Annotated in this window: 19 protein-coding genes and 1 tRNA gene; 6 read left to right on the forward strand and 14 right to left on the reverse strand. The window is 63.1% G+C overall.

The genetic code is table 11. From position 1 onward, the window contains the following. Position 1: 1 nt before the first annotated feature. The 7 genes from C8N34_RS09910 to cysQ all read right to left on the reverse strand — a co-directional run bounded on the left by C8N34_RS09910 (position 2) and on the right by cysQ (position 7,921). On the reverse strand, positions 2 to 1,699 hold the full coding sequence (locus C8N34_RS09910; RefSeq protein WP_108128749.1) for a DUF5927 domain-containing protein: 1,698 nt from the start codon (positions 1,697 to 1,699) through the stop codon (positions 2 to 4). A gap of 10 nt (positions 1,700 to 1,709) precedes the next feature. Continuing rightward, positions 1,710 to 2,720: a glycosyltransferase family 2 protein gene (locus C8N34_RS09915; protein ID WP_054301438.1), complete on the reverse strand. Its 1,011-nt coding sequence runs from the start codon at positions 2,718 to 2,720 to the stop codon at positions 1,710 to 1,712. Between the two features lie 33 nt (positions 2,721 to 2,753). Next, positions 2,754 to 3,995, reverse strand: a complete 1,242-nt coding sequence (locus C8N34_RS09920) for a glycosyltransferase family 4 protein (RefSeq protein WP_242013812.1) — start codon at positions 3,993 to 3,995, stop codon at positions 2,754 to 2,756. A gap of 5 nt (positions 3,996 to 4,000) precedes the next feature. Beyond that, the gene (gene galU, locus C8N34_RS09925) at positions 4,001 to 4,900 is read right to left on the reverse strand and encodes a UTP--glucose-1-phosphate uridylyltransferase GalU (RefSeq protein ID WP_054303357.1); all 900 of its coding nucleotides are present in this window, start codon (positions 4,898 to 4,900) and stop codon (positions 4,001 to 4,003) included. A 182-nt stretch (positions 4,901 to 5,082) separates the two neighbouring features. Beyond that, complete coding sequence (locus C8N34_RS09930) at positions 5,083 to 6,339, reverse strand: glycosyltransferase family 2 protein (protein WP_158640709.1); 1,257 nt, start codon at positions 6,337 to 6,339, stop codon at positions 5,083 to 5,085. After that, complete coding sequence (locus tag C8N34_RS09935) at positions 6,336 to 7,130, reverse strand: 3-deoxy-manno-octulosonate cytidylyltransferase (protein WP_108128751.1); 795 nt, start codon at positions 7,128 to 7,130, stop codon at positions 6,336 to 6,338. Before C8N34_RS09935 ends, C8N34_RS09930 begins: the two co-directional genes overlap by 4 nt. Further along, a complete protein-coding gene (gene cysQ / locus C8N34_RS09940; protein ID WP_054303278.1) occupies positions 7,127 to 7,921 on the reverse strand; it encodes a 3'(2'),5'-bisphosphate nucleotidase CysQ in 795 nt (264 codons plus the stop codon). Before cysQ ends, C8N34_RS09935 begins: the two co-directional genes overlap by 4 nt. Positions 7,922 to 8,052: 131 nt before the next feature. On the opposite strand from cysQ, the gene C8N34_RS09945 reads away from it, so the two are divergent. From C8N34_RS09945 to dnaJ, 4 genes are all read left to right on the forward strand, one after another. Continuing rightward, positions 8,053 to 8,877 carry an ABC transporter permease gene (locus tag C8N34_RS09945; protein WP_054303279.1) on the forward strand — a complete coding sequence of 275 codons (825 nt, stop codon included), beginning with the start codon at positions 8,053 to 8,055 and terminating at the stop codon, positions 8,875 to 8,877. After that, complete coding sequence (locus C8N34_RS09950; RefSeq protein WP_145693625.1) at positions 8,874 to 9,509, forward strand: COG3650 family protein; 636 nt, start codon at positions 8,874 to 8,876, stop codon at positions 9,507 to 9,509. Before C8N34_RS09945 ends, C8N34_RS09950 begins: the two co-directional genes overlap by 4 nt. A 201-nt stretch (positions 9,510 to 9,710) precedes the next feature. Next, complete coding sequence (dnaK, locus tag C8N34_RS09955; protein ID WP_108128753.1) at positions 9,711 to 11,621, forward strand: molecular chaperone DnaK; 1,911 nt, start codon at positions 9,711 to 9,713, stop codon at positions 11,619 to 11,621. 70 nt (positions 11,622 to 11,691) lie between these two features. Next, positions 11,692 to 12,846: a molecular chaperone DnaJ gene (dnaJ, locus tag C8N34_RS09960; protein WP_054303282.1), complete on the forward strand. Its 1,155-nt coding sequence runs from the start codon at positions 11,692 to 11,694 to the stop codon at positions 12,844 to 12,846. A 36-nt stretch (positions 12,847 to 12,882) separates the two neighbouring features. On the opposite strand, the gene C8N34_RS09965 is transcribed toward dnaJ, so the two are convergent. Genes C8N34_RS09965 through dapF form a run of 3 tightly spaced genes read right to left on the reverse strand, consistent with a single transcriptional unit; the run spans position 12,883 to position 16,858 of the window. Next, a complete protein-coding gene (locus C8N34_RS09965; protein WP_108128754.1) occupies positions 12,883 to 14,748 on the reverse strand; it encodes a heavy metal translocating P-type ATPase in 1,866 nt (621 codons plus the stop codon). Between the two features lie 23 nt (positions 14,749 to 14,771). Then, on the reverse strand, positions 14,772 to 16,025 hold the full coding sequence (mtaB, locus tag C8N34_RS09970; RefSeq protein WP_108128755.1) for a tRNA (N(6)-L-threonylcarbamoyladenosine(37)-C(2))-methylthiotransferase MtaB: 1,254 nt from the start codon (positions 16,023 to 16,025) through the stop codon (positions 14,772 to 14,774). After that, on the reverse strand, positions 16,022 to 16,858 hold the full coding sequence (gene dapF, locus C8N34_RS09975; protein WP_108128756.1) for a diaminopimelate epimerase: 837 nt from the start codon (positions 16,856 to 16,858) through the stop codon (positions 16,022 to 16,024). The genes mtaB and dapF overlap by 4 nt, the downstream gene beginning before the upstream one ends. Before the next feature lie 109 nt (positions 16,859 to 16,967). On the opposite strand from dapF, the gene C8N34_RS09980 reads away from it, so the two are divergent. Further along, positions 16,968 to 17,043 (forward strand) — tRNA-Lys (locus tag C8N34_RS09980). Between the two features lie 738 nt (positions 17,044 to 17,781). Further along, positions 17,782 to 18,450 (forward strand): S8 family serine peptidase, encoded by a 669-nt coding sequence (locus C8N34_RS09985; RefSeq protein WP_211317726.1) that lies wholly within the window; start codon positions 17,782 to 17,784, stop codon positions 18,448 to 18,450. Between the two features lie 92 nt (positions 18,451 to 18,542). Here the strand turns inward: C8N34_RS09985 and C8N34_RS09990 are convergent, their stop codons facing one another. From C8N34_RS09990 to C8N34_RS10005, 4 genes are all read right to left on the reverse strand, one after another. Then, a complete protein-coding gene (locus C8N34_RS09990) occupies positions 18,543 to 19,514 on the reverse strand; it encodes a Csu type fimbrial protein (RefSeq protein WP_108128757.1) in 972 nt (323 codons plus the stop codon). Positions 19,515 to 19,653: 139 nt separating this feature from the next. Continuing rightward, positions 19,654 to 21,735 carry a fimbria/pilus outer membrane usher protein gene (locus C8N34_RS09995; protein WP_158640765.1) on the reverse strand — a complete coding sequence of 694 codons (2,082 nt, stop codon included), beginning with the start codon at positions 21,733 to 21,735 and terminating at the stop codon, positions 19,654 to 19,656. A gap of 142 nt (positions 21,736 to 21,877) precedes the next feature. Next, positions 21,878 to 22,591 carry a fimbrial biogenesis chaperone gene (locus tag C8N34_RS10000; RefSeq protein WP_054303288.1) on the reverse strand — a complete coding sequence of 238 codons (714 nt, stop codon included), beginning with the start codon at positions 22,589 to 22,591 and terminating at the stop codon, positions 21,878 to 21,880. Between the two features lie 14 nt (positions 22,592 to 22,605). Continuing rightward, positions 22,606 to 23,103 carry a Csu type fimbrial protein gene (locus tag C8N34_RS10005; RefSeq protein WP_108128759.1) on the reverse strand — a complete coding sequence of 166 codons (498 nt, stop codon included), beginning with the start codon at positions 23,101 to 23,103 and terminating at the stop codon, positions 22,606 to 22,608. Positions 23,104 to 23,349: the final 246 nt, after the last annotated feature.

Here is a 23,349-nt window from a genome sequence, read left to right on the forward strand (position 1 = left end):
ATCACTTCACCAGATAGGGGCGGCCGCGCCGCGTGGTCGAGGGGCGCGGGTCATCCCCGGCAGGAAAATCACCCATCAGGACAGGCTGCATACCCTGATTGCGCAGATTTTGCAGGAACTGGCCGAAACCGACCAGATCCGACATGCGCGGCGCCTCGGTCAGGCGGCGGCTGGAGCGTGGGCTGATCTCGTCGATGATGGTCTGCAACGGCTCCATCGGGTTCTCGATAAATTCGGCCAGCGTCCAGATCCGTACCCGTGCCTTAACGTGCAGGGACCGCAGTTGGGCCAGATGGTCGGCCTCGATCTTCTGAAGACGGGCCGCCTCTTTGCGGATGTCACCGAAATTGCGGTTGGAATGGAACAGCGGCACCGCCCAGGCGCCCGAGATGACCGAGACCTGCGCATTCGGATCACGGGCTAGGAAGGGGCCGATCTTCTGGTTATCCCGCGGGCCGAACTGGAAGCACTGCCTCTCGCCCCGCGTGTTCCACATCAGGTTCCCCATAAAGCCGCGCAGGTTATAATCGCGCAGTGCGGGACTATCGGACAGGGCGCCGTTATAGACCGTCTCGCCCCCCGCGAATTCCACACGGTCGGGCGCGAACAAATGGCCATGTACCCGCGATCCGGTGACCTTGCCCAGCCAGATGTCGAAATTCTCGAACAGATCGGAAAAGCCTTCGAACACAGAATAGGGCGCAGCGGTCATGCCGTTTTCCCAATCGAGGTTCGGGAAGCGGCTTTGCATGTACAGCCCGGCCCGGCCCTTGGTCCGTCGTTCCACCGCCTTGGCAAACAGCCGGTCGATCTTGCCCGGGTTCGGTTCTGCCGCTGGTTGGCGGGCCAGATCGTCGGACAGGAAGATGCGGTAAAGCTTGTCCGCATGCGGCCAGATCTTGCGCGCCACAAAGCAATCGGACCGGCGCAGCAATTGCAGGTGATCGTCGTAGAAGATGTGCGGCTTGCCCTGAAAATCGAACTTCGACAGCGTGAGCGAGCGGCTTTCGACATTGACCGAAACCTGCCGCACAAGCGTCTGGAAGTAGCTTTCATCAGGAATCCAGACCTTGCGGAAGTAGCGGTCATAGACCGGGCGTTCCGGGTCTTCCAGGATGGCAGACAGGGTTTGCCTGGTCAGACACCACCACTGGCTGCCAAGATGCGGCACAAGGGCAGGCGGAATGCGACGGCGATACCGGACCCGGCGTTGCAGCCGGACATAGCCATCGAACAGCCGGCGCTGCTTGCGCCACGAGAACGGGAAACGCAGCGTGAAACGCTCGATATTCAACCCGCCGATCGTCCAGCCAACATCCTCGGTCGTGACGCTTTCGATGAAATCGGTTTTCGGCCGCTCGTCGAGATAAGCCACCAGTTCCTCGACCGGGCGCAGGGGCAGGCACGACCCTGAGGCAAGATAGACATGCCGGACGCCCGGAAACTCGTGCAGCATCATGGTGGCGGCCGCCTGCGTGGCGGCAACCAGACCCCAGCTTCCCCATTCGCAGGCATGGCGCGGCGAAAAGCGGATGTCGGGCACGCCTTCCAGATCGCGCGTCATCCGGCGCAGCGCCGATTTCGACACGCGCTTGTCGACATGGATCACCACCGGGCAACCATGATCGGCCCAATAGCGCGCCACCTGTGCGGCACGGCCCAGCGCGGTGTGGCAAAGCATGACGAAGCCGACGCTCACCCCCGCCCCCTCACGCCCAGTTGCCCTTGGACATCAGCCCGAGAATCTCAAGCTGGCGCCAGTTGATGTATTTCTCGCTCCACTTGCACCAGAAATCCGGGCTGGCGGCCAAACCCTCCTGATAGGCGCGGTATTCGTGACTGTTGGCGTAGTGCTGCTTGCGCGCCATTTCTTCCGCCGCCTTGTGGGCGAAGGTATCGAGGAACTTGGCGTGCAGAAGGCAGCCCGAAGCCTTTTCGCCGCCCCATTCGTCATAAACGAGGTTCAGCCCGCGCGGCAGCAACATGTGGGTCGAACTGACATAGGCATAATCGCGGTGCCATTTCACCAACGGAATCTTGTTCAGCGCCGGCGCACGTTCCGGTGCATCGGTAAAGAAGGTGCGCGCACGGGGCCCGCCCTGAATCCACAGATTGCCGAACTTGCGGTTCTTCGACATCGTGTAATTGCCGCTGTCGAACCATTGCGCGGTTTCGAACGGATCAGTGCCCTCGCGATAGGCATGTTCGCCGAACGGACCCTTGGGATACATGTCCAGCAACATCGCCGAGAAGGATTTGATGGAACTGGCATCCAGCCAGTCGGTCAAGGCGCGCAGCGGCCTCGTATCACAGAACGGGTAGACGAAGAATTCATCCGAATCGACGACCAGCGACCAGTGGCCATGGCCATAGCGCATTTGCAGCCAGTTCAGCCAATCCACCCCGAACCGGGCCCGCTTGTAACTGGCCCGCGTGGTCCAGACCGAAACATCCGGCTGCGCCGCCAGATACTCGCGCGAGCCGTCCTCGCTGTCATTGTCCACGAAAAGGAAATGATCGATCCCCAGATCCCGGTAATACCGCAGGAAATAGGGCATCCGCACTTTCTCGTTCCGGAGGGTCGAGAACAGCAGAAGATCACCCGACCGGATGGCCCCGGTCCGGTCGGCAACGGGTTTCAGCTCACGTCGCTTGCGAAACGCGCGAATACGCCAGCGCTTGCGGGCAAGCCGAAGCTGATATGATGACAGTATGCCCACACACTCTCTCCGACCGGCATCAGCCAGCCCGGTTTACCAGTCATTGCTTAAGACGGTTTTGAAATGGGCATCCCAGTCGAAGGGCGCCATTGTCGATCCCGCCTCCCGGAGGGTTGCGGCTGCCGTGCGCTGGCGCGGACTGGCTGACAACGCCCGGAAAATTGTTTCCGTCCAAGAATAAACATCTGATGTCCCGAGGTAAATGCCTGTATCGCCAAGAAGTTCACGCAAAACCGGCAAGTCCGAAACATAAACCGGAACCCCGAGCGCAAGCGCCTCCAGCGGAGGCAAGCCAAAGCCTTCGGCCAGGCTGGGGAAAAGCAGCCCCTGCGCGCCGGTCAGCAGGCCGGAAAGGGCCGCATCATCCAATCCCGGCGCCTCAATCACATGGGCAGGTGCTGCGTTCAGCCGGGCGAAGACCTCTTCGTTCCGCCACCCCCGGCTGCCCGCGATCACCAGCTGCGGCATACGTTCCGGTGGCAGACGTTTGCCCAGCCGCTCCCAGACGTCCAGCAGCAACATATGGTTCTTTCGCGGCTCGATGGTGCCGACCGCTACAAAATATGGCCGTTCGGGATCAAGGCCGGGCAGATGAAACGGGCCGGGGGCGGGGGCGACGATGCCCAAAGGGGCGACCACCCCTTCCGGCAGGCGGCCAAAGCGGCGCAACTGCGCCTCGTTCGCCTGCCGAGTCACCTGCGCGGTGTGGATGACCCGGTCCGCCCCCGCCGCCACCGCAGCCATCTTGCGCGCAAAGACCTCGGGAATCCCGGCACGGGTATATTGCGGGTAATCAAGGGGAATCACATCGTGCAGCAAAACCGAACTGCGCAGGCCTTGCCGCCGAAGTGCTGCAAACAACGCGGGCGTCAGATGGCTGTGCCCCACGTTGTAGTAGCGGCAATCCACTGGCAACCGGCGCAGCAGCAAGTTCGGCAAGAGGGACGGCACCCGGCGACACGCCAGCCTGTAAACAGCGGTTTCCGCCTGCGCGCGCAAGGGGTTATCAGCAAACCTCAGCCGCGCCCAGCGACCGGCCGCGGGCAAGGGCAACCCGGCCCGCGCCATCTGCGCAAGCTGGTTCGAGCCGTCAGCACCCAGCAGCACCATAAAAGAAGACAGGCGGACCAGCGCATGAAGCGCCGGACCGCCTGCTTTGTGATCCGCCAGAAAGCGGTCAAGATAAGCGAGCTCTACCCGGTCGATTCCCGTCGCCACCGGACGACCCAGACGCGACATCAACCGCGTCAGATCCAGCAGGCGAGCGGTGGGCACGCGGGTTACTGCGCGGCTTTCTGTTGGGCCAGGGTGTCGTGGAGGTAGGCGGAGAATTCGTCGCGGAGGTCGTCGCGGGCCATGCCGAAGGCGACGGTGGCCTGCAGGAACCCGGCTTTCGAGCCGCAGTCGTAGCGCTGGCCGCGGAAGCGGTAGCCGTAGACGCCCGAGCCGCCCTCGCCAATCTCTTCGGCGATGGCATCGGTCAGCTGGATCTCGCCGCCCGCGCCCTGTTTCATCCGGTTCAGGTTGGTCAGCACCTTCGGCGACAGGATGTAGCGGCCGATGACCGCAAGGTTCGACGGCGCTTCTTCCGCCTTCGGCTTCTCGACCATGCCTTTGGCCCGGACGATGGTGCCCATGTCCTCGGCGATGTCGAGCACGCCATAGGCCGAGGCCTTGGGCGGCGGCACTTCCATCGCGGCGACCATGTTGCCGCCGGTCTGTTCGTAGGCCTCCACCATCTGCGCCAGGCAGGATTTCTCGGCCGCGATCACGTCATCGGGCAGCAGCACCGCGAAGGGCTCGTTGCCGATCAGGCGGCGGGCGCACCAGACGGCATGGCCCAGCCCCATCGGCCGGTTCTGCCGCACATAGGCGATGGCACCCGAATCCATGTTGGTGTCCTTCAGGACCTCCAGCAGGTCATCCTTGCCCTTCTTGCGCAGCGCGCTTTCCAGCTCCGGCGCATGGTCGAAGTAATCCTCCAGCGCCGACTTGCCGCGCGAGGTCACGAAGATGAACTCCTTGATCCCCGCTGCCCGCGCCTCGTCGATCGCGTACTGGATCAGCGGACGGTCCACCAGCGTCATGATCTCTTTCGGGATCGACTTCGTCGCAGGCAGAAAACGGGTCCCGAGACCCGCAACCGGAAATACCGCCTTGGTCACCTTTCTGGGCTTCATGATCTGGCTCGATTCCTCTTGCATTTGCATGCTTTCAAACAAAGGCTGGCACGCCATTTCCGGCGATCATACCGCATTTCATCCTGCATAACCAAATAAAGTGACAAAAGGGTGCCATTTTGGAAGTCAGGTGTGGGATTACGGCAAACTCCTGTGACGCCTAACGCAGGCCATGCGCGCACTCAAGACACCCGCTCGGGGTCTGCCACACATGGGCGCACTTCCGCCCATCTGCGACATTCACGCAGCACCCTGTCATCGAAACGCATCAGGCGGAAAGGCGGTTCCTCGCGGCGGGCCGCGCCGAACAGCCCTCCCCATTGCTGCCAGTAGCCATCGGGATGGAAATTCGCCCGATGGCGCAGCCCTGTCGGACTGAAGCGCAGGACCGTGGTCACCGCCCCCGCCGCCACCGCCGCACGCGCCCGGCGGGCAAGCTGCGCGCGTTGCCACACCCTGCCCGCCACAACAGCGCCCGGACGCGGCCCGGTGCCAGGAAGCGGAAGGAAGGACCCGGAGCTGTCGGGCAAGGATGGGAGTACCGGCAATGGACGGGCAGCCCCGTCCGCTATACCCGCATGTAACCCCCGCAGCAGAAGCTCGACCTCGCGTGGCTCGATCCGGCCGGTGACCATATGGCTGAGCAGCCGCCGCCGCTGGTCGGCATGCAGACGGTCCAGCGCGGGGGCCCATTCCCGCTCTGCGGCATGACGGCGCAGAAAAACCATGCTGGAGGCGCCGATCTCATGCAGATCCAGGGGCACGCGGTCGGCCCGGCGGCGGTTGCTGGCCTCGAAGCCGTGATGCACCTGCGCATCGGGCACAACGGCGGTCATACCAAGGGGGGCAAGACGCAGGGCAATATCGGCATCTTCAAGGTAGAACCGATAGGCCGGATCGAAACCACCCACGCCAAGCAGGGCCATGCGCCGAAAGGCGCAGTTCGTGCCCACGGGCTTCACCGCCTGTTGTGGCGTGCCGGAGTGCATGCTGATGCCAGACGGAAGGTGCAGCGCATGGTCCTGCCCCGTCGCATCGACCCCGGTCGCCGTCCACTGAAAGGAAATCCCGTTGCGACCACGCGTGAACCCGGTTGCCGCGACCACGCCTGGAGTCTTGAAGGCCGCGGCAAGGCGGCTCGCCCAGGTCGGCTCGGCCACCGCATCGTCGTCGATGAAGGCTACAGCCTCACCCGCAGCCAGAGCGAGCCCGGTGTTCCGCGACAACGAGAGGTTGGGAAGTGCCGCCACCGCCAGTTTGCAGACCAGCCCCGCCGCCTGCATCGGCGCGACCACCACCTCGCAGGCGGCCCTGTCGGCCACGACGCAAAGCTCCAGCTGCGGATGATCCTGCTGCCGCAACCCGGTCAGGCAGCGCCGCAAGGCTTCCGGCCGCTGCCAGCTTGCCACGATCACACTGATCGTGGGCAGATCGGTCACGCGCCGGCCATCTCGGCCATCATGGCCTCGATCCGGGGCACATCCTCGGGGTTGTTCAGCTCCCAGAACTGACGCCCCTTGGCTTCGACCTCGACGCAGAGCACGTTGCGGCCCTGCTCGAGGAAACGGAGCTGCTCCAGCCCCTCCAGCACCTCCAGCGGGCCAACCGGCCAGGATAGATAGGCGCGCAGCGCGCGCGGGCGATAGGCATAGACGCCAACATGGTGAAAGACCGGCGTCGCATCCTCGTCAGCAAAGGTCTTCCCGGTATAGGGGATCACCTCTTTCGAGAAATAGAGCGCCCGCCCGCCCACGCCGAACACGGCAGTGGTGCCGCCGACCCGACCCGCACGACGGTCGGCCAGAAAGCCGTTCAGCGCCCGGCCATCGCAGCGCAGCACCGGCGTCGCAATATCGGCCTGCGGATCCGAGCGCAGACCGGCAATCAGATCCTCGACAAACCATGCGGGTGTCAGCGGGGCGTCGCCCTGCAGGTTCACCACCATCTCATAGCCCGGCAGCTTCGCCGCCACCTCGGCGCAGCGTTCGGTGCCGTTCTGGCAGGCGGAGGAGGTCATCACCACCTCGGCACCAAAGCTTTCGGCATGGGTTTTGATGCGGTCGTCATCGGTGGCGACCACCACGCGATCAACACCCTTCACCCCCTGCGCCGCCTCCCATGAGCGGCGGATCAGGGTCTTTTCCCCATCCGGTCCTTTCAACGAAACCAGAGGCTTACCCGGATAGCGGGTCGAGGCATAGCGGGCGGGAATGGTCAGAAGGACGCTCACTTCTTCAGCTCCACACCCGGCGCATAGGCGATGAAGAACGGATTATCCCAGCCCGCCTTGCCATAGGCCAGCGGCGCGTGATCATCGAAGCGTACGACATGGCCGCCGGCACCGCGCAGCACGGCATCGCCGGCGGCGGTATCCCATTCCATCGTCCGGCCAAGGCGCGGATACAGGTCGGCCTCGCCTGTCGCCACCAGACAGAATTTCAGCGACGACCCGGCCGAGGTCATGTCTTTTACCCCGTATTTGCCGATGTAATCATCCGTCGCAGCATCGCGATGCGACTTGGAAGCAACGACCATCAGCGCATTATTGTCCGGCGTACTGACATGCAGCGGCGTGACCGGGCCACGCGCGGCCTTGTCGAAAGCGCCGGTTTCCTCGACCGCTGCGCCATCCTCCTGCGTGTAGAACAGCCGTCCCTTGGCCGGAGCATAGACCACCCCCCGCAGCGGCACCCCGTTTTCGACATAGGCAATGTTGACGGTAAAATCGCCACGGCGCTGCACGAACTCCTTGGTGCCATCCAGCGGATCGACGATCAGGAATGTCGACGCGCTGAGGCCATGGCTCGCCGCCTGCTCTTCGGTGATCAGCACCACATCCGGAAATGCCGCGCGCAGACCAGCCGCGATGATCGCATCCGCGGCCTCGTCCGCCTCGGTCACCGGGCTGGAATCACTTTTGGATTTCACCTCGAACTCGGGCGAGTTGTAGATCTCCATGATCCGGTCACCCGCTTCCAGAGCGAGACGTCGAATGGCGGGAACGAGGGTCGAGTGATCCATGTGCAGGCTCCGCGCGGCCCTTGGGGCCTTAATGTTGCTTCATTTTTCTGATCCCCTTATCATCCGTCGCTAAGGGATCGGCAAGATTTCCCGCGCAAGATGGGAACCAGGTCCGTAAGAGGTGCGGCAGAATGTTCGAGGCAGAACGCGCAAGGTCGTCGGCACAATCGGCCTTCGCCACGCTGGAACTGATTTTTCACGCCAGCGTACGGCATGTGCGTCAGGGGCATGGCAATGCTGTGCTGGGTCTGCTGCTGAACATGGTGCAGACCGTCGTGCTGGTGCTGGTGTTCTATACGATGATGACGCTGATGGGATCGAACCGGGCAGCAGCCGTGCGCGGGAATTTCGTGCTTTACGTCATGTCCGGCGTCTTCATGTTCATGACTCATTCCAAGGCTCTGGGTGCGGTGGCGGGTGCCGAAGGCCCGACCTCGGCCATGATGAAACACGCGCCGATGAATACCATCGTGTCCATCGCCTCATCGGCGCTGAGTTCACTTTACCTGCAAATTCTGTCTGCTTCCTGCGTGCTTTATGGCTACCACGCCGCCTTCACGCCCATCACCATTCACGATCCCGTCGGTGCGATGGGGATGATGCTGCTGTCCTGGGCCTCGGGGGTGGCCATTGGCATGATCTTCCTCGCCGCTAAACCATGGGCACCGGATGTTTTTGGTGTTGTGACAATGGTTTACATGCGCGCAAACATGATCGCCAGCGGTAAGATGCTGATTGCCAACCAGGCCCCGCACAAGATCCGGCAATGGTTTGACTGGAACCCCCTGTTCCATACCATCGACCAGGGCCGGGGCTTCGTGTTCATGAATTACCATCCCCACTACACCAGCATCGGCTATGCCGTGAAGGTAACCTGCGTCTGTTTCGTCATCGGGATGATGGCGGAATTCTATACCCGTAAACATATCTCGGCCAGTTGGTTCTCTAAACGATGACGTCACGCTTTGCTGCCCTGATCGCCTGCTCTTGCCTTACCACCCCCGCCCTCGCGCAGGACATGCCTGCCCTTTTCGACGTTCGGGACGTGGCGCCGGATGATGTGCTGAACATCCGCACGCTGCCCGAAGCAAACGCACCACAGATCGGCAGCCTGCCGCACGATGCCCGCATGGTCGAGGTTGTCGCGCTGGCGCCCGGCGGCACCTGGGGCCGCGTCAGCCTGGGCGAGGCGTCGGGGTGGGTCTCGATGCGCTATCTGGCGCCCGTGGCTGGGCCGGGCTGGCAAAGCCTTGACCGGCCAATGACCTGCTTTGGCACCGAACCCTTCTGGTCGCTGGTCTACGACCCTGCCCGGCGCAATATGGCGCTGTCACAGATGGGGGATCAGGACGGGGCGCTTGGGCTTTGGATTGACTGGCACCTGTCCAGCACCAGCCGCGCAGGCCAGATCGGCTGGCAGATCGAGGGACCAGCGCGGAAGGGCTTTGCCACGCTGACCGCCGAGTCCTGCAACGACGGAATGAGCGACCGGGATTACGGCCTGTCGATCAGCCTGTTCGTCAATCCCGATCAGGAAAGCGGTGCCGAACCCATCGCCCTTTCGGGTTGCTGTTCGCTGGCCCCCTGATCGGGCGGAACAACAGGGGGCTTTCCCCCTGCCGTTCTGGAAATTCATCCGATTGTCACGCTTGCAGGGGCTTTTCGCCCTGCCTATATACGCCGGGAAGCCGGTTGGGGCGGGCCGCCCCGCCGCTTGAAATGGGATCGGGGACGGAAGCCTTTTCAGGGTCCGCCTCCACAACATCGCCGAAAGAAGAGGTAGCATATCATGGCCAAAGTCATCGGGATCGACCTCGGGACCACGAACTCCTGCGTCGCCATCATGGACGGGTCGCAGCCGCGCGTCATCGAGAACTCCGAAGGGGCTCGCACCACGCCCTCGATCGTGGGCTTTACGGAAAATGAACGTCTGGTCGGACAGGCCGCCAAACGGCAGGCCGTCACCAACCCCACCAATACCGTTTTCGCAGTCAAGCGCCTGATCGGGCGCCGCGTGACCGATGCGGAAGTGGAAAAGGACAAGAAACTGGTGCCCTATTCCATCGTGAACGGTGGGAACGGCGACGCCTGGGTCGAAGTCCGCGGCGAGAAATTCTCGCCCGCGCAAGTCAGCGCGATGATCCTTCAGAAGATGAAGGAAACCGCCGAAGCCTATCTGGGTGAAACCGTTACTCAGGCCGTCATCACGGTTCCGGCCTATTTCAACGACGCACAGCGGCAAGCCACCAAGGACGCGGGCAAGATCGCGGGCCTTGAAGTGCTGCGCATCATCAACGAACCGACCGCCGCCGCACTGGCCTATGGTCTGGACAAGAAAGACACCAAGACCATCGCCGTCTATGACCTTGGCGGCGGCACCTTCGACATCACCATTCTGGAAATCGACGACGGCCTGTTCGAAGTGAAATCTACCAACGGGGATACGTTCCTCGGCGGCGAAGACTTTGACATGCGTATCGTCAATTACCTGGCCGAAGAGTTCAGGAAAGAACATGGCGTCGACCTGACCCAGGACAAGATGGCGCTTCAGCGCCTGAAGGAAGCGGCCGAAAAAGCGAAGATCGAGCTGTCGTCCTCCAGCCAGACCGAGATCAACCAGCCGTTCATCTCGATGGACCGCAACTCGGGCACGCCGCTGCACATGGTGATGAAGCTGACCCGCGCCAAGCTGGAAAGCCTTGTCGACGACCTGATCAAACGCTCGATGAAGCCCTGCCAGGCCGCGCTGAAGGATGCAGGCCTGTCGATCAGCGACATCGACGAAGTGGTTCTGGTCGGCGGGATGACCCGGATGCCGAAAGTCATCGAAGAGGTGACCAAGTTCTTCGGGAAAGAACCGCACAAGGGTGTGAACCCCGATGAGGTGGTGGCGCTGGGTGCGGCCATTCAGGCCGGCGTGCTGCAAGGCGACGTGAAGGACGTGGTTCTGCTGGACGTGACCCCGCTCTCGCTGGGCATCGAAACGCTGGGCGGCGTGTTCACGCGCCTGATCGACCGCAACACCACGATCCCGACCAAGAAGAGCCAGGTCTTCTCGACTGCCGAGGATAACCAGAACGCCGTGACGATCCGGGTGTTCCAGGGTGAGCGTGAAATGGCGGCCGACAACAAGCTGCTGGGCCAGTTCAACCTGGAAGACATCCCGCCCGCGCCGCGCGGCATGCCGCAGATCGAGGTGACCTTCGACATCGACGCCAACGGCATTGTTTCGGTTTCGGCCAAGGACAAAGGCACCGGCAAGTCGCAGAACATCACGATCCAGGCGTCCGGCGGTCTGTCCGACGACGAGATCGAAAAGATGGTGCGCGATGCCGAGGCCAATGCCGAGGCCGACAAGAAGCGCAAGGAACTGGTGGAAGCCCGCAACCAGGGCGAAGGCCTGCTGCACTCGACCAAGAAGTCCCTGGCCGAACACAGCGACAAGGTCGATCCCTCGACCGTGGAAGCCATCGAACTGGCCATGGGGGCGCTGGAAGAAACGCTCAAGTCCGACGATGCGGGCAAGATCCGCGGCGGCATCCAGAACCTGACCGAAGCAGCGATGAAACTGGGCGAAGCCATCTACAAGGCGCAGAAGGCCGATGGCGACGGCGGCGCGGATGAAGATGGCCCCCGTTCGGTCGATGACGACATTGTCGACGCCGATTTCGAGGATCTCGGCGAAGACAAGCGGAAGTAAGACCGCGGAAATCCGAAGGGGGCGGTCCGGCAACGGGCCGCCCCTCTCCGGTTCCGAAGGGGGATAAGCCATGGCAAAACGTGACTATTACGAGGTGCTCGGCGTCTCGCGCGGGGCATCTGCGGATGAACTGAAGAAAGCCTACCGGGCCAAGGCCAAAGAGCTTCACCCCGACCGTAACTCCGACAATCCCAATGCCGAAGCCGAGTTCAAGGAAGTGAACGAGGCTTACGACGTGCTGAAGGATGCGGACAAGAAGGCGGCCTATGATCGGTTCGGTCACGCGGCTTTTGAAGGCGGCATGGGCGGTGGCGGCGGCCCGCGTGGCGGCGGCTTCAGTGGCAACGGTGATTTCGCCAGCGCGTTTTCGGACGTTTTCGAAGACCTGTTCGGCGACTTCATGGGCGGCGGCGGTCGCGCCGGTGCACGCTCGCGTGCGCAACGCGGCTCGGACCTGCGCTATAACCTGCGCATCAATCTGGAGGAAGCCTACAAGGGCGTTCAGAAGACCATCAATGTCCCGGCCTCGGTTGCCTGCGACGCCTGTCATGGCACCGGAGCCGAGGGCGGCGCCGAGCCTGTGACCTGTCCGACCTGCTCGGGCATGGGCAAGGTGCGGGCGCAACAGGGCTTCTTCACCGTCGAACGCACCTGTCCGACCTGCAATGGCATGGGGCAGATGGTGAAAAATCCCTGCAAGGTCTGTCAGGGTGCCGGGCGGGTCGAGAAGGACCGTGCGCTGTCGGTCAACATCCCGGCCGGGGTGGAGACGGGCACACGTATCCGGTTGGCCGGTGAGGGCGAGGCAGGTCTGCGCGGCGGGCCGACGGGTGACCTTTACATCTTCATCGAGGTGAAGGAACACCCGATCTTCCAGCGTGACGGCGTGCATCTGTTCTTCCGCGTGCCGGTGCCGATGGCCACCGCTGCGCTGGGGGGCGAGGTCGAGGTGCCGACCATTGACGGCGGCCGCAGTCGCGTGAAGGTGCCCGCGGGGAGCCAGACCGGCAAGCAGATGCGGCTGCGCGGCAAGGGTATGCCTGCGCTGCGCGGGGGCGGCACCGGCGATCTGCTGATCGAACTGGTGGTGGAAACCCCGGTGAACCTGACCGCCCGCCAGCGCGAATTGCTGCGCGAGTTCGAGAAACTGTCGGAAGAAAACAACCCAGAAGCCAGCTCTTTCTTCAAGAAGGTGCGCAGCTTCTGGGACGGGATGAAGAACTGAGAACGACCGGGGCGCCCGTGTGGCGCCCCTTTCGTTTCAGGCGCGGCGGATTGGATCGGCCAGAAGGCGCAGCCCGTTCAGCACCACCAGCACCGTACCACCCTCGTGCCCCAGCACCGCCAGAGGCAACGGCAGATCGAAGAACAGCCCGCCGATCACCAGCACCAGCATGGCGCCCAGCGCGAAGATCAGGTTCTGCCGGATGATGCGCGCCGTGCGCCGCGCCAGATGGCGGGCGGCGGCAAGCTGCCCCATCTCGTTCGACATCAGCGCCACATCGGCGGCCTGCAAGGCGACCTCGCTGCCCGCCGCGCCCATGGCGATACCGACATCGGCGCGGGCGAGGGCAGCCGCATCGTTCACCCCGTCGCCAACAAAGGCCACGCGGCCCTGCGCCGCCAGATCCCCCACCAGCGCCACCTTATCGGCGGGCAAAAGGTCGGCGTGGATTTCCGTTTCCTGAAAACCAAGATCGGCACCGATACGCCGGGCCACGGCATGACGGTCGCCAGTCATCAGTGCCAGGGTCAAACCTTCGGAACGCAGCCGGGTCACCGCCGCGCGCGAACTGTCGCGCGGCCGGTCCGCCACAGTCACCGCCCCCAGGATCTCGGCCTCGCGGCCCAGCCAGATCAGTGTTTCCGCCCCGTCGCTGACCCCATCCAGATGCGGCAGGTCAGCCCCCATGCGCGCCGCCATCCGCGCATTCCCGGCCCACAAGGGGCCATCGGGATGCTGCCCGGTGACGCCCTCGCTGGGATGGGCGTGGACCTCATGCACCCCCGCCGCATCAATACCGCGCTCGGCCGCCGCACGACGGATCGCATCGGCGATAGGATGTTCCGATTGCGCCTCGATCCCCGCCATCAGTGCAAGAAAGCGTGATTCATCCGTCGTATGCAGGCCTGTCACCTCGGCCCGGCCGGTGGTCAGCGTGCCGGTCTTGTCGAAGGCGAAGGCGCGGACTTCGGCCAATGCCTCCAGCGCGCCGCCGCCTTTGAACAGAACGCCGCCCCGCGCGGCGGCTGACAGCGCCGACAGGATCGCGGCAGGAACCGAGATCACGACCGCACAGGGGCTGGCCGCCACCAGCAGCGTCGCCGCCCGGTAAAGCGCGGTATCCATATCTGTGCCAGTGGCCAGAAAGCCCAAAAACGCGGCGACGGCCCCAAGCAACACGGCAATCGTATAACGCTGGCCGAACCAGTCCGAAAATCGCTCGGACGGCGCCTTTTGCGATTGCGCTTCCGTCACCAACGCGACCATCCGGGCTACGGTACTGTCAGCGGCGGCATGGCTGACCTCAACCTCCAGCACGCCATTCAGGTTCACCGTCGCCTCGAAAACCCGATCCCCCGGCCCCTTGTGTGCGGGCATCGATTCGCCCGTCACCGTCGACAAATCCATCGAGGCCTCGCCTTCGACGATCACCCCGTCCACCGGCACCCGCGCACCGGGGCGCACGACCACGATGTCGCCTGGCAGAAGCTCTGCCGAGGGCACCTCGACCACCGTTCCGCCCTGCCGCTTGAGCGCGGTATCGGGGCGCAGCGCCATCAACGCCTCGACCGCGCGCCGCGCCCGCCCCATCGCACGTGTTTCCAACGTTTCAGAGATGGCAAACAGGGTCAGCAGAACCGCCCCTTCGAGGGCAGAGCCGACAGCAGCCGCAGCAAGGGCTGCAAGCACCATCAGGAGGTCGATATCCAGCCGCCGTTCACGAAACAGTTCGGACAAGGCGGAAAGGGCGGTGGGAACGCCAGCGGCCAGATAAACCGCTATCAGGCCCGCCGGGCCCCACCAGCCAGGCAACAGAAAGGCGCTGAAGAGCGCGGCGCCCATCCCCAGAAGAACGACTGCAATCAGCAGGTTGTCATGGTTCCCGTGGCTGTGTTCCGGCATGGCTGTCCCCTTTCGGGGTGAGCTTATGCGATGAGCTGTTGGCCCGCAAATCCGGTAATCCGCGCCGTGACGATCTGCCCCTCCGGTTGATCGCTCTCAAACCGGACCTCGGCGAAATGTTCCGTCCGGCCCATGCGCGGCGTCTCTGTCAGGATCTGGCGCGTCTGGCCGGTCTGGCTGGCAAGATACCGGGCCAATGCCAACTCGCCTTCGGCCCGCAGCCGGGCAGCTCGCGCCTTTGCCACAGCCCCGTTGACTTGCGGCATGCGCGCTGCGGGTGTGCCTTTGCGCGGGCTGAACGGAAAGACATGCAGGAAGGTCAGCCCGCAGTCGCCTATCAGCTTCACCGAGTTTTCGAACATCTGTTCGGTTTCAGTCGGAAAGCCCGCGATGATATCCGCCCCCAAGACAATGTCTGGCCGCAGGCGCCGCGCCTCCTCGCAGAACCGGATGGCGTCATCGCGCAGATGGCGGCGCTTCATCCGTTTCAGGATCATGTCATCCCCGGCCTGAAGGCTCAGGTGCAGATGCGGCATCAGCCTCGGTTCGGTGGCAATAGCCTGCATGAGCATCTCATCCGCCTCGATCGAATCGATCGAACTGATGCGCAGGCGCGGCAGATCCGGCACCAGCCGCAGGATGCGCATGACAAGATCGCCCAGCCGGGGGGTTGCGGGCAGATCCGCCCCCCAGCTTGTCAGATCGACGCCAGTCAGGACGATTTCGTGAAACCCCTTGTCTACCAGCCGCTTGATCTGTTCGACCACGACCCCCGCAGGCACCGAGCGTGAATTGCCCCGGCCATAGGGAATGATGCAAAAGGTGCAGCGATGGTCACAGCCATTCTGCACCTGAACATAGGCGCGATGACGGCCAAACCCGTCGATCAGGTGCCCGGCGGTTTCGCGCACAGACATGATGTCATCCACCTGCACCTTTTCGGTCAGGCCAATCAGATCGGGCGCGCGCAAGCCAGACCATGTTTCGGGCTGCATCTTTTCGGTATTGCCGATGACCTTGGTCACTTCCGGCATTGCCGCGAAGGTTTCGGGTTCGGTCTGCGCCGCGCAGCCCGTCACGATCACGGGCGCCCCCGGATTTTCGCGGGCCAGGCGGCGGATTTCCTGCTTGGCCTTGCGCACGGCCTCTGCCGTGACCGCGCAGGTGTTCACAATCACGGCGTTATCGACACCCGCCGCCGCGGCCAGTTCTTTCATGGCTTCGGTTTCATAGGCGTTCAGCCGGCAGCCGAGCGTAGAGAAAACCGGGGCTGTCATTCCAGACCTGCCAGAAAATCCGGGCGCAGCACACCGTCGAAGACTCGCGCAACCGGCCCGGACATCCAGACGCCATCCTCGCGCCAGTCGATTTGCAGCAAGCCGCCATCGACCACGACATCGACCTTCCGACCCGTCAGGCCGCGCTCCGCAGCCGCGACGGCAGTGGCACAGGCGCCCGAGCCGCAGGCCAGGGTGATACCCGCCCCCCGCTCCCACACCCGCATACGCAGCCGGTCCGGCGCCAGAACACTTGCGAATTCGACATTCGTCCGCTGCGGGAACAGGTTGTGACGCTCATAGATCGCGCCCTGGCCCGACACATCCACTGCCTCGGCATCATCAACAAAGAAGACGCAATGCGGATTCCCCATCCCGACGGCAGCGGGGGTGCCCGGCAATGTCAGGCGCGTGGTATCCTGCGCTTCAGCCAGCGGAATATCGCGCCAGTCCCGTTGCGGATGCCCCATGTTGACGGCAACGCGGCCATCCGACAGGCGGCGTGCGGTGAGCCGACCGCGCTGGGTCGTCAGTTCCACCGCATCCTGCGCCAGTTGCTGCATCATATAGGCGCTGACGCAGCGGGTGGCGTTACCACAGGCACCTGCGCGGCTGCCATCCGCATTCCAGAAATCGAGTGCGAAATCGGCATCTGCCGCATCGCGAATCTCGGCAAGCTGATCAAAGCCGACACCGCGATTGCGGTCCCCTACCGCCTGCGCAAGCGCAGCCGTGACCACCGCCCCGCGCCCGCGCGAGTCGATCACCACAAAATCATTGCCTGCTCCATGCATCTTCATGAAGGGCAGGCCGTGGGGGAAAAGCTCTGTCATGCCAGCCTCCTACCCCAGCTTGAAGGATTCTGCCAGAGATGACGATTTTTAAGTGGATTGGCTCTTGACCGCCCCCCGCGAGTTCCGTAGTTAGCCGCTCACAGAAGGCGGGCCCGTAGCTCAGTTGGTAGAGCAACTGACTTTTAATCAGTGGGTCACAGGTTCGAATCCTGTCGGGCTCACCACTGTAATCCTGCGATAGGCGATTGTTATATATTGCACTTTGCAGTTGACGTATCCTTCATTACACAGATCTCATCGCTCTCGTTTATGCGGGTTCTGACCATGGTTTGACGACTGGCCACGGCCTGCAAAACAGGCTGCCCATAACCAACTTCCAGACACACCATGATCTTCGCAGTCGCTTTTGAACTGTGTAACGCGACAAAAACATGGGGGTTTTTAAGAGAGTGCGTTGCCCTATCCGTCGTCAGGTGTCGTTACCCGTCGCCATCCGTCTTTCCTCAATAAAATAAGGCGCTTGCCGAGGCTGTGAGGCTCTGGTGGCGTGTCTGGGCGGCTTCGGGGCGGTCATGTCGGTCGCGACGAAAATATTGCGCCAAACAGGTGGCCAGAGCGTGATCCGCGCCCTCGCTGGCGCCCGGACCCGAGCTGCTAATCGCCCGAAAACATCAATAAAACTTGGCTTTAACGGCTGTTTCAGGGCGATTCAGCCAATCCGGGGAAAGTGCGAAACTCGGAACTCGTGCGCGGATTTTTGAACTCAGTTCATAGTTACGTCTTTTCAATAGCTTACGGGGATTTCACCCGGTCTTTCAGCCCCGAAACCCCTGTTTTTAGGCCGGAAACTCGGAACTGGCGGCCTTCCAGTTCATAGTTACATGATTTCAATGCGTTATGAGAAATGGCGATGTGCGAGCTATGCGCCATCCGCATAGGTCAGCGGAGCCGCGCGCCGGTGCCTGCCCTTCGCACCCACACGCTTCAGCCGCCGGGGACCCGGCCTGCGATCTGGTGTGAAGCCTGATCTTGCGCATGTCGGTGGCTCCGGCTCGCAACATGCTTCCCTTGGCCATGGCCTGTTTTCGGTCTTGCCCGATGGGACGGTTGTAGACGGCTGCGGCACCAGCTACGCATCGCCGCTGGTTGCCAAGACCGCCGCGAAGCTGGTGCACGAGATCGAGGGCGAGGTCTCCAGAGAAACGCTTATTGGACTTCTTGTTCACAACGCTGAGACCCCAGAGCCATTGCGTCCGAAGGAACTCGGGCCTGTCGCACGCCACCTCGTCGGTTTCGGCTTGCCGCCTTCCGCTGACAGGATTTTGGAAACTGGAGATCACTCGATCACGCTGGTGTTTGCCTCTCGCATCCAAGAAGGCCAGCAGATCAATTTCCGATTTTCGTGGCCGCCTTCGCTGGTCGCCGGCGGAAAGTGTAGAGGCTACGCGAAGCTCACTCTGGTCTCCACTCCTCCCCTAGTTGTGCAGCCGCAACGAAAATTGGCCGGTTCGATGAAACCGCAGTGCAGCATCCTACTGGAACCGACCGGCGGCTTTGGGCCGTCTTCGACGCGGCGCGCAGCCTCGGCAAGGGGGGCGAAGGGAGCGTCGAGATATGCATTTTGCGCATAGCTCTGCCTTCAGTTGCTGCCCCCTAATTTTGTCGTTTTGGCCACCTATTTTTGTCGCGCTACAAACTGGCCGGCGAGGCCTGAGACACGCGATCAATAGGTGATGGTCACGATGATCGTGTCAGAATAGATTCCCGGCGGTGGAGTTGCCTGCGCGGGAACACGACCGTAGACGGTAAAGCTCTGCGCCGCACCGCTGCCAGTGCCGGGCTGAGCGGCGCCGTCGCCCAGTTCTCCCCAGGAAAGGCTGCGCGCCGCATCACGAAACAGGCCGTACCAGATCTGGTTTCCGCCTGTATCCTGCATTTTCCGGTCGCCCGGCCCGGTGCCGTAGAAGCCGTAACCCAACCCGATATCGAAAGCGGAATTGGCGGTGCAGGTCACGTCAATCTGGCTGGTCGCGTCGATGGCGCTGTTCAGCAGTCCGGTTGTGCTGAAATCCAGATCCTCCGCTGTCACAAGACAGTCCGGCACCACATCTGCCAACACGGAAAAGGAAAAGCTCGCGGTGCGGTTGGTGCAAAACAGAAGCAGGTTGCAGGTCGTGTAATCCACCCTCACATCAAGGGGATTGCGGTCGAAAACCGAACCATAGCTGCCCGGTATCACGCTGCCTTGACCTCCCGGTACACGGGCATAAACCGGCACATTCATCCCCGAGGTTGTCAGCAGGGTAAGCACAGAGGCGCCGGTCAGCCGGATCGGCTGTCCGCCATAGCTCCAGTAACTTCCGCCAAGCAGATCGCTGCGCGCCGCGTCACGATAAAGCTGGAAGTTCAGTGGCGTCGCCGTAGTGGTGCTGGTCATCCGCCGGGTCGCGCCATTCGCCCCGCCGCGCCCCTCCCCGACATGGATGCGAATGTCGATGGACGACAGCAAACCCAGAAACGCGCTGCAACTGACCGAGATCGTGCCAGTGGTATCGGTGGCGCCGGAGGAAAGTGTATCGACCTGGCCGAAAACGATGTCGCTCGCCGAAAAGCTGCAAGTCTGTGCCCGCGCCATGCCCGCAGTGGCGGTCAGGCAGAACAGGAACAGCAGCCAGATCAGCGCGGTTCGGATCATTGGCAAACTACCCCGGCGATTTCCGTAATCCTGCCGGGTTCATCGGCATAGGCAAAGCTGCCGCGACAGGACGGTTTCCCCGGATAGGTCACGCTGACGGTGTTATTTGCGTGCAGGCCAAGTGCATAGACCTGCCCGTCTAGCCCACCAGCAGACCATCGTCGCGGCCATTGATCTGTACGCCGCCGCCCACATCCAGCGGCAGCCCACCGGCATCGACCAGTACGATCATCGCGCCTGCCGGATTGGCCTCGACCCCAAAATCGACGCGGGCACCGCTGTGATAGGCCGGACGCACGGTCTGGCGGGTGCTGCCGATGGCTGCGTCAAGGGGCAGGGTCGAGGGGTCGATCGACAGGACATTCCGTTCGTATCCGCGCAGGTCGGGCACAAGCAGCCTGCCCGAGCGCCCGGTCCGGCCCACGAGGCGGTTTTCCGATTTGACCTCCACGCCCGCAGCACCTGCATCGACCACGGCAAAGGAATCCTGAATGCGACGGGTCAGAAAAACCCCGCCCCCTGCCACCGCAACAGATCCATCAAGCCTCAGGCCCAGACTGCGCGACCTGTCAGAAAATTGCGCGCCCAGCTCGGCCCGGCCATAGCGCCCATTCAGCCCGAGATTGGCGCGCAGGCTGGTCGCCTCCTCCCGGCTGGCCTGCACCCGCCAATCATAGCCGCGTTGCCGGTCGCGGTTGCCCCCCGAAGCCGTCGCCGCCAACCGGAAACCATCATTCCGTCGTTCAAGCGTGCTGCCTGCATAGCCACGTTTTCCCAATGGCACATGCAGGCCAAGGCCGAGCACCGTATCCGATGTTTGCCCGCGCACGGTCAACGCGCTGAGGCTCAGCGTGCCGCCGTCCAGCACAGGGCGGCTGTAGGCAAGGCCAAGGCTGGTGTCCGCACTGCCGTCGGCGCGCCGGGTATCGGCGGCGAACAGGCTCGCGGCGGCCCCGCCCGGCCCCGACAGTGGCATGGTCAGAGAAATCTGACCCAGCCGGGTCAGCGGCGAGGCCGGATCACCCGCCAAGCCAGGTTCCGCCGTCACCGCGGCAATGTCCGAAAAATCGCCCCAGCTCCGCATCAGCCGACCGGAGGCCTGCAACCGGCCGAAACTCAGTTTGCCCGAAAGTTCGGCCAGTTGGCCGTCCCCCTGATCAGACCGGCTGCGTGCATAGCTGAAAGTCGATGTGCCCAGTGTGCCAAGCCGGAAGGTCGCGCCCAGCCCGCCCATCCGCAGATCCGGGCCCGCCTCGACATGGCCATGCAGTGTCAGCGCCTCGGACACGCCGATCCGGAAGGTCGCGGCGCCGAACAGATCGTCGGCGTAATGGTCATCATCCGTACCCATGCCCAGCCGGGGGGCGCCCAGCGCAAAAGCATAATCCGCCACCCCCGGCCGCAGCAGATCGGAGGAAACGAGGAAAGGCAGATCAACGCGCGTTTCCCGCCCGGTGATATCGCGCACGATCACCTGCGCCTCGCCCGAACCACTGGCAAGCGGCAGGTCGGTCAGCGTGAAAGGACCAGCGGGAACCTCGGTCGCATAAGTGCGGATCGAGTTGGAATAGACCTCAACCGCCGAAGGCACTGCCGCACTGCCCGCAAAACTGGGCAGAGGGATCGTCACCAGATCGGGACGCAGACTGAAATTGCGCTCCACCAGCAGGCCGCCAAGCCGCACCGGGCGGGTCCAGGACGGTCCGCGCGTGGTGAAATCACCGATCTGCACCTGTACGGCCCTGCCGGGGAAGGCACTGCGCCAGTAGGTCTCCAGCCGACGATGGCGCAGCCCTGCAACCTCGTCCTCGGTCAGGGCGAAACCATAGGTCATTGCGCCCAGCGGCAGAAACAGCCGGGCCTCGAAGGCCCCCGCCGCAGTTGTATCTGTTGCTGACCCGTCAGCTGTCACCGCTTCGAAATCCAGCGCATAGTTCAGCACCAGCCCGAAGCCGCTATCAACCGCGCCCTCCTCCCCCTCATACGGTCTCGGAGCCGGGCGGGCACTGACCACATGCGGTGCCAGCGCTGTGTCGGTCGCCTCGAACGAGATCGTCTGCGCCGCCTCGTCCAGATCCCAGCGCAATCCGGGCAACTGATCCAGCCGCACCTCGCCGCGCCGCGCTGCTGCATCCGGCAGGATACCGCTGTTGCGCAACTCATCTGCATCAGCCACCAGCAGCCCGTTGCCGTGGTCGGTGAACCGGGTCACAAGGTTCATCGCCCGTCCGTTTACAAAAACCTCCAGATAGAGTTCACGCGGTGCCGGGCTGTCAGGCTGGCCTGCCCCTGCAATCGGAAAGGCCAGCAGGGCCACCGAACAGACAATACGGCGCAACACCCGCCGGACAGCTGAACGGCCATCACTGCCGCGCGACAACAGCATTGGAAGTGCCGGTATTGGTGGCCGCACTCAGCCGGTTGATGCCCCGCGCTGCACCGCTGAGGTGCCATTGCATCACCGAATTGCCCAGCACATAGCCCAACAGCCCGTTGCGACGCAGCACGACCCGACTGTCACGCCCAAGCCGCAGATCGGCGATGCGCAGCCGCCTGTCGCCTGTATTCTGCGCCTGAAGAACGATGCCCCCTGCGGTTTCGCGCAAAGACCAGCGGACAGATGGCGCTTTCGCACCGGAAGCGGTGAAAAACAGCGGAATGCGCAGTTCGGTGGCAAAGGCGACGGTGCCGTTGGGCGCATTGCGGTCAGGCACTTCGTCCACGATGATGCGGTAGGCTTCCTCGCCCTGCACCGGCGACTTGCCGGGACGCACCACACGGATGGTCTGCGCCGTGCCCGGAGCCAGCCGGGTCATGGGCGGGCTCACCACAACCTCCCGCGTGGGGATCAGGCTTTCCTGGCCATTGCGTTGCTGCCAGCGAAAGACACGGGTCTGCACGGTGATCGGCGCCCGCCCTTCGTTGCGCAGGGTCAGCACCGTCGCAGCCCCCGGCGCCGTCACGTCCAGCGTGACCGGCGAGACACGCAGACCCTCTGCCAGAACAAAACCGGGCGAAAGTAAAGCGATGCAGGCCGCCAGAAGGCTGCGGCGCAACAGGCCGGACAGGGCAGTCATGCTTGCTCTCCGGCTCAGTAGGTCACGGAAACGGTGATGGTATCGGTGTAAGTGCCGGTTGCGGGGGTGCTTTGCGGCGCTACCCGGCCATAGACGGTAAAGCTTTGCGCCGCACCCGTTCCGGTCGACGCCCGCGTATCCGTGCCGATCACGTCGCCCCAGTTCGTGCTGTGCGAGGCATCCTGATAGATCCCGTAGCCGACCGTCGCAGAAGCACCCGAAGTCATCAGCCGGGCGGCGGTGGTCGCGCCGGAACCAAGCCCTTCGTTGAGGCCGATATCATAGGCCGTGCCGGGTGTGCAGGTCACCTGAAGGGTTGCCGTGGCATCGGTATTGGCCGTCAGCACGCCCACGCTGCCAAAATCGAGATCCTGGGTCGAGGTGATCTGGCATTCCTCTGCAATGGTGATTGTCACGTCGAAGCTGTCTGTGACCGTCTGGGCAGAGGAGGTGCCCGCCAGCAGGCCAGCGGCCAGGAATGCGGATATGCCGATCTTGATGCTGAACTTCATGTGAAACCTTTCTGCTCTGCCTGTGGGGGCCGGTTAGCCGGTTTGTTGAAATCGCAGGTATGACCTGAAAAACATTACAGGTTGTATTTACTGAATATAACTCTCTCTAAAATGCATGTTCCGCCAAGGAGGCGTTTGGGTCAAGAGCTTTCAAATTCCTGTCGGAACCGGCGGGCGCGAGGGATCAGGGTCAGACAGCGGACGCGCGCCTGTTGCCAGTCTTCCGGTCCGGGTGTGCCGATGATG

Origin of the sequence: Gemmobacter caeni (assembly GCF_003054195.1) — a bacterium.
GTDB lineage: Bacteria > Pseudomonadota > Alphaproteobacteria > Rhodobacterales > Rhodobacteraceae > Gemmobacter > Gemmobacter caeni.

Bases quoted from the DNA above. Each gene is read 5' to 3' on its own strand.
- galU (WP_054303357.1), bottom strand. From the start codon at position 4,900: ATGAAGCCCAGAAAGGTGACCAAGGCGGTATTTCCGGTTGCGGGTCTC.
- cysQ (WP_054303278.1), bottom strand. From the start codon at position 7,921: ATGGATCACTCGACCCTCGTTCCCGCCATTCGACGTCTCGCTCTGGAA.
- C8N34_RS09945 (WP_054303279.1), top strand. From the start codon at position 8,053: ATGTTCGAGGCAGAACGCGCAAGGTCGTCGGCACAATCGGCCTTCGCC.
- C8N34_RS09950 (WP_145693625.1), top strand. From the start codon at position 8,874: ATGACGTCACGCTTTGCTGCCCTGATCGCCTGCTCTTGCCTTACCACC.
- dnaK (WP_108128753.1), top strand. From the start codon at position 9,711: ATGGCCAAAGTCATCGGGATCGACCTCGGGACCACGAACTCCTGCGTC.
- dnaJ (WP_054303282.1), top strand. From the start codon at position 11,692: ATGGCAAAACGTGACTATTACGAGGTGCTCGGCGTCTCGCGCGGGGCA.
- C8N34_RS09965 (WP_108128754.1), bottom strand. From the start codon at position 14,748: ATGCCGGAACACAGCCACGGGAACCATGACAACCTGCTGATTGCAGTC.
- mtaB (WP_108128755.1), bottom strand. From the start codon at position 16,025: ATGACAGCCCCGGTTTTCTCTACGCTCGGCTGCCGGCTGAACGCCTAT.
- dapF (WP_108128756.1), bottom strand. From the start codon at position 16,858: ATGACAGAGCTTTTCCCCCACGGCCTGCCCTTCATGAAGATGCATGGA.
- C8N34_RS09990 (WP_108128757.1), bottom strand. From the start codon at position 19,514: ATGATCCGAACCGCGCTGATCTGGCTGCTGTTCCTGTTCTGCCTGACC.
- C8N34_RS09995 (WP_158640765.1), bottom strand. From the start codon at position 21,735: ATGAACCTTGTGACCCGGTTCACCGACCACGGCAACGGGCTGCTGGTG.
- C8N34_RS10000 (WP_054303288.1), bottom strand. From the start codon at position 22,591: ATGACTGCCCTGTCCGGCCTGTTGCGCCGCAGCCTTCTGGCGGCCTGC.
- C8N34_RS10005 (WP_108128759.1), bottom strand. From the start codon at position 23,103: ATGAAGTTCAGCATCAAGATCGGCATATCCGCATTCCTGGCCGCTGGC.